Annotated in this window: 7 protein-coding genes; 3 read left to right on the forward strand and 4 right to left on the reverse strand. The window is 35.5% G+C overall.

What is annotated here, in order from left to right; translation table 11 throughout:
* Positions 1–555: 555 nt before the first annotated feature.
* The 3 genes from BTO22_RS13630 to BTO22_RS13640 all read left to right on the forward strand — a co-directional run bounded on the left by BTO22_RS13630 (position 556) and on the right by BTO22_RS13640 (position 2,276).
* A complete protein-coding gene (locus BTO22_RS13630; protein ID WP_105055969.1) occupies positions 556–1,122 on the forward strand; it encodes a hypothetical protein in 567 nt (188 codons plus the stop codon).
* Between the two features lie 146 nt (positions 1,123–1,268).
* Entirely contained in the window at positions 1,269–1,787 is a 519-nt protein-coding gene (locus BTO22_RS13635) for a GNAT family N-acetyltransferase (RefSeq protein ID WP_105055970.1), read from the forward strand.
* Positions 1,788–1,928: 141 nt separating this feature from the next.
* Positions 1,929–2,276: a hypothetical protein gene (locus tag BTO22_RS13640; protein WP_105055971.1), complete on the forward strand. Its 348-nt coding sequence runs from the start codon at positions 1,929–1,931 to the stop codon at positions 2,274–2,276.
* Positions 2,277–2,408: 132 nt separating this feature from the next.
* Here the strand turns inward: BTO22_RS13640 and BTO22_RS13645 are convergent, their stop codons facing one another.
* The 4 genes from BTO22_RS13645 to BTO22_RS13660 form a co-directional block, all read right to left on the reverse strand.
* The gene (locus BTO22_RS13645) at positions 2,409–2,699 is read right to left on the reverse strand and encodes a type II toxin-antitoxin system RelE/ParE family toxin (protein ID WP_045103942.1); all 291 of its coding nucleotides are present in this window, start codon (positions 2,697–2,699) and stop codon (positions 2,409–2,411) included.
* Positions 2,692–2,913: a TA system antitoxin ParD family protein gene (locus BTO22_RS13650; protein WP_105055972.1), complete on the reverse strand. Its 222-nt coding sequence runs from the start codon at positions 2,911–2,913 to the stop codon at positions 2,692–2,694. Before BTO22_RS13650 ends, BTO22_RS13645 begins: the two co-directional genes overlap by 8 nt.
* A gap of 186 nt (positions 2,914–3,099) precedes the next feature.
* Positions 3,100–3,399 (reverse strand): type II toxin-antitoxin system RelE/ParE family toxin, encoded by a 300-nt coding sequence (locus tag BTO22_RS13655; RefSeq protein WP_017019248.1) that lies wholly within the window; start codon positions 3,397–3,399, stop codon positions 3,100–3,102.
* On the reverse strand, positions 3,396–3,638 hold the full coding sequence (locus BTO22_RS13660) for a type II toxin-antitoxin system ParD family antitoxin (RefSeq protein ID WP_017019247.1): 243 nt from the start codon (positions 3,636–3,638) through the stop codon (positions 3,396–3,398). The genes BTO22_RS13655 and BTO22_RS13660 overlap by 4 nt, the downstream gene beginning before the upstream one ends.
* Positions 3,639–3,765 lie beyond the last annotated feature (127 nt).

Here is a 3,765-nt window from a genome sequence, read left to right on the forward strand (position 1 = left end):
TTTAAACTTTTTGAGATGCTAGACGTTAGTGTTATTGATGCAGAGCGGGTGCGTGATGTGCATGGTAAACCTACATTAGTTATTGGTAAATCTGAAGAAGCTATATCAATGGCGGTTCTTAATATAAGCAGTGATTTTTAAATAGAATAAGGTATTTAAAATGAAGAACGGTGGAAATCATAACTCATATTGTTCATGTCCTACATGTCAGAAAATTGGTGGGGGGCATTATACACACTGTGTTTGCCCTACATGTCAAAAGATGGGTGGCGGTCACTATTCATACTGTGTATGTCCTATTTGCCAAAAGATGGGGGGAGACCATTATTCATATTGTACTTGTCCACAATGTCAAAAAATGGGGTAGCTCACCCTTAGATTTATAAAATAAGCATATAACAAATGCATCAACACGATTTGCTACATTCGGCATTCTAGGTTTCTTTGAGTTTATCGTGTTAAGTGGTAAATTTGAGCTTAATCTGCATAGTAGCAAACGTGTTATGCAGGCGTTATACCGTTTAGTGGTTAACTGGAAATGATAGGTGTAATAATATGGCTGTTTTTTATACTGTAGATCGGAGTGGCTCCTTAAGTGAAGGACTTACAATTGACTTGTATAATGAAAATGAATCCTTTGTTTATAATTGTAATATTGGAGGGTGTAGTAAACCTTTTTCATTGAGTGGGCTCTCTAGTCACGGTTGGTACAATTACCGCAACCATTCAACTCAAAGTGGTCAATATGAGTTTAATCTAGAATGTATAAGAAGAGTTTTTTACCCTAATAAACCGTCGCGATTACAATCAATGTTTGCGTGGGGACATTTTAATCATGCGGTAAATTTCATACACCAAAAAAACTATTTTCCAGAAAGTGGGGTGTTTTATATCTTTGAATTTGAAGCAACCAATTTTCATAAAGGTGATATGAGCTTCTGTTCTCCTCAATATCAAGGTTTAATGGATAGTAGGTTTAAACAATATTGGGCTGGAGATTTTGACTTATCGTCTCAATCTGAGCATCAATATGAATTTTTGATTCCTTTACCGATTGCTATTCGTCGACTGGTGTTGATATATCATAAATTTGAGATAAAAAATTTTATCAGTTGTGAGTAACGGTATAACAAAGCAATCAACACGATTTATTACATTCGGCGTTGTTGGTTTGTCTTTGGTTTAGGTGTTTAAGGCGGTAAAATTCAGCTAAGTCATCGCAGTAATAAACGTGTTATTGCGGCGTTATGTAACAGGAGCCCAATGGTATGAAAATCGAAACTAAACGTTTGAAAATGGAAGTAATTACAGAAAATGATTGGGCGTTATTTTTACAATTACATTCTAATCCTGAAGTTATTTCACTGTGCTTTGATAAGCCAGATGTTGAGGTTGTCAGAGAGAAATTTGAATCCCGATTAGTTCCATGGAATGTGGATTCCAGTTCATGGTTATGCTTTGTTATTTTTGATCAACAATCAGGAGACTCTATTGGTATCACGGGTTTTACTGTTGAAAATAATGTTGCTGAAGTCGGTTATCTTTTATTACCTGAATTTTATGGTAATGGCTATGGTTCTGAATCTCTTGCTGGGCTATTGGATTGGGCTGAGTTGGTTCAAGAAATTAATGCTTATAAAGCTGTGGTAACTGAAGGAAATATTGGTTCAGAGAAAGTATTACTTAAATGTGGGTTTCAGCTTGATCGCATTATTCCAGACGCTTATGAAATTGATGGTGAATTGTTTGCGGATCATGTTTATTCTCGCGATGACAAAGTTACATAACAATCGCATCAACACGATTTGCTACACTCGGCGTTGTCAGTTTGCCTTTAGTTTCAGTGATTAAGGCGTTAAAATTCAGCTAGGTCTGTATGGTAGCAAACGTGTTATGCAGGCGTTATGTGATTTTAAGGTGAGTATATTATGAATAAAGTAGTTGGTATCTCTTTGGTTTCATTAGGGTTAATGTCATATTTAGCTTATGACTCATTTATTGCTAAACCTAAAGCTTTGGATAATTCATCTAAGAGTATGCTTGCACAAATTGGCATTAAAGAAAAATGGTTTGATGCCTTTAAGGTTATGGATGGTTCAATTGTATTATCTAGGGATATCGAGTCATCTTTTGAAGATGGAGATACTGTGCATACTGTTGGGACAATTGAATATGCAGTCGAAGATCAGCATTTTTGCAAGTATGTTGATTTTAAATTTAAACTAGGCTCATTAAACGATTATCAAATAAACAACGTATCGAATTGCCTAAATTAAAATCACATAACAATCGCATCAACACGATTTGCTACACTCGGCGTTGTCAGTTTGTCTTTAGTTTCAGTGATTAAGGCAGTAAAATTCAGCTAGGTCTGCATAGTAGCAAACGTGTTATGCAGGCGTTATGGCTCAGAAGATATTTTTAACATCACGGTAAAAATTTTCATGAGATCCTAATGCCATTAGCTCAAGGGTGACCGTGCCATCTTCGTAACTGTAACCAAGCAATGTTAATTGCTTAACCATTTTGAATTTATGGACACGTAAAAATGACAAGTCACCTTTCTTTTGCTCTCCTAATAATGGCTCTTTCATTAATTCTTTAATTGCATTATCAAGATCCGTCTTTTGATTTTTATGTAACTTTTTTACTGCTTTCTTAAATGTAGGTGTCTGTAAAATTTGAGTTATATTAGCCAAAACTATAGCTCTCCAATTTTCCTGCTTCTTTTTCAGCTTTGGAAATAATTGCTTGTTTTACAAACTCATATGATAGTTCTGGGTTATCTTCCATCATTTCACCAATTTTAGCCCAGTGTTCAATTTGTTTTGGTGCGGTGCGACTGAATGCTTTAGCCATAATAGTAGCTTTTTGCACAAGGTCTTGGTCTAATCTGATGCTTGCTGTAGCCATTGTAAGTATCCTATTTAAAGTTAATTTCCATTATTGTAGTATATTGCTACGGTTGTCGCAAGTTGCGCCATAACAATCGCATCAACACGATTTACTACACTCGGCATCTTAGGTTGTCGGGTGTTTCTTGTTTTAAGGTGTCAATTTTAAGTATAATTGCATAGTAGTAAACGTGTTATGCAGGCGTTATGCGCCAAAAATAGGGGAGATGTCCATGCTTTTGTGCAGGATTCTAATTATCTGTATTTGTTGGCTACCTGTTTGTTTGTAAAATATTACGTGGCTACCTTGGGGAAATTTTCGATAACCATTCCTAATTTCATCACAGCCTTTACCTATATCTGGGTTTTCCGCTAACAACCAAAAAGAATCATCAAACTGTTTAAGGTAAATATTTCGTTGTTCTTTTCCCCAACGACGAGCCGTAAATATAGCTACGTCCTTAAGATCATTTTTTGCTGAAATCGTTAATGTGAATGGCTTCATTTTGAATTTTCGCTATCAAGTTCATTAATAAATGAATCTAGATCGTAATCAGCGACCCCGCTTTCTTCTCCTTCAATAAGAGAGTTACGTAATGTATGCAATTTTGTTTCTTGTGTTTCAAGTAAACGTAATGCAGATCGAATAACCTCACTGGTTGAGCCGTATCTTCCAGATTGAATTTGTGAGCTAATAAAGCCTTCAAAATGATCACCTAAAGTAATACTTGTGTTTTTAGCCATTGCCTTAACCTTAAAATACCAAATAATATGGTGATTATGGTATAAAATTCAAATTAGTCAAGTCGCGCATAACAAATGCATCAACACGATTTGCTACACTCGGCGTTGTCAGTTTGCCTTTAGTTTG

Source organism: Aliivibrio sifiae, assembly GCF_002954705.1.
Classification (GTDB): domain Bacteria; phylum Pseudomonadota; class Gammaproteobacteria; order Enterobacterales; family Vibrionaceae; genus Aliivibrio; species Aliivibrio sifiae_A.

Bases quoted from the DNA above. Each gene is read 5' to 3' on its own strand.
- BTO22_RS13635 (WP_105055970.1), top strand. From the start codon at position 1,269: ATGAAAATCGAAACTAAACGTTTGAAAATGGAAGTAATTACAGAAAAT.
- BTO22_RS13650 (WP_105055972.1), bottom strand. From the start codon at position 2,913: ATGGCTACAGCAAGCATCAGATTAGACCAAGACCTTGTGCAAAAAGCT.
- BTO22_RS13660 (WP_017019247.1), bottom strand. From the start codon at position 3,638: ATGGCTAAAAACACAAGTATTACTTTAGGTGATCATTTTGAAGGCTTT.
- BTO22_RS13640 (WP_105055971.1), top strand. From the start codon at position 1,929: ATGAATAAAGTAGTTGGTATCTCTTTGGTTTCATTAGGGTTAATGTCA.
- BTO22_RS13655 (WP_017019248.1), bottom strand. From the start codon at position 3,399: ATGAAGCCATTCACATTAACGATTTCAGCAAAAAATGATCTTAAGGAC.
- BTO22_RS13630 (WP_105055969.1), top strand. From the start codon at position 556: ATGGCTGTTTTTTATACTGTAGATCGGAGTGGCTCCTTAAGTGAAGGA.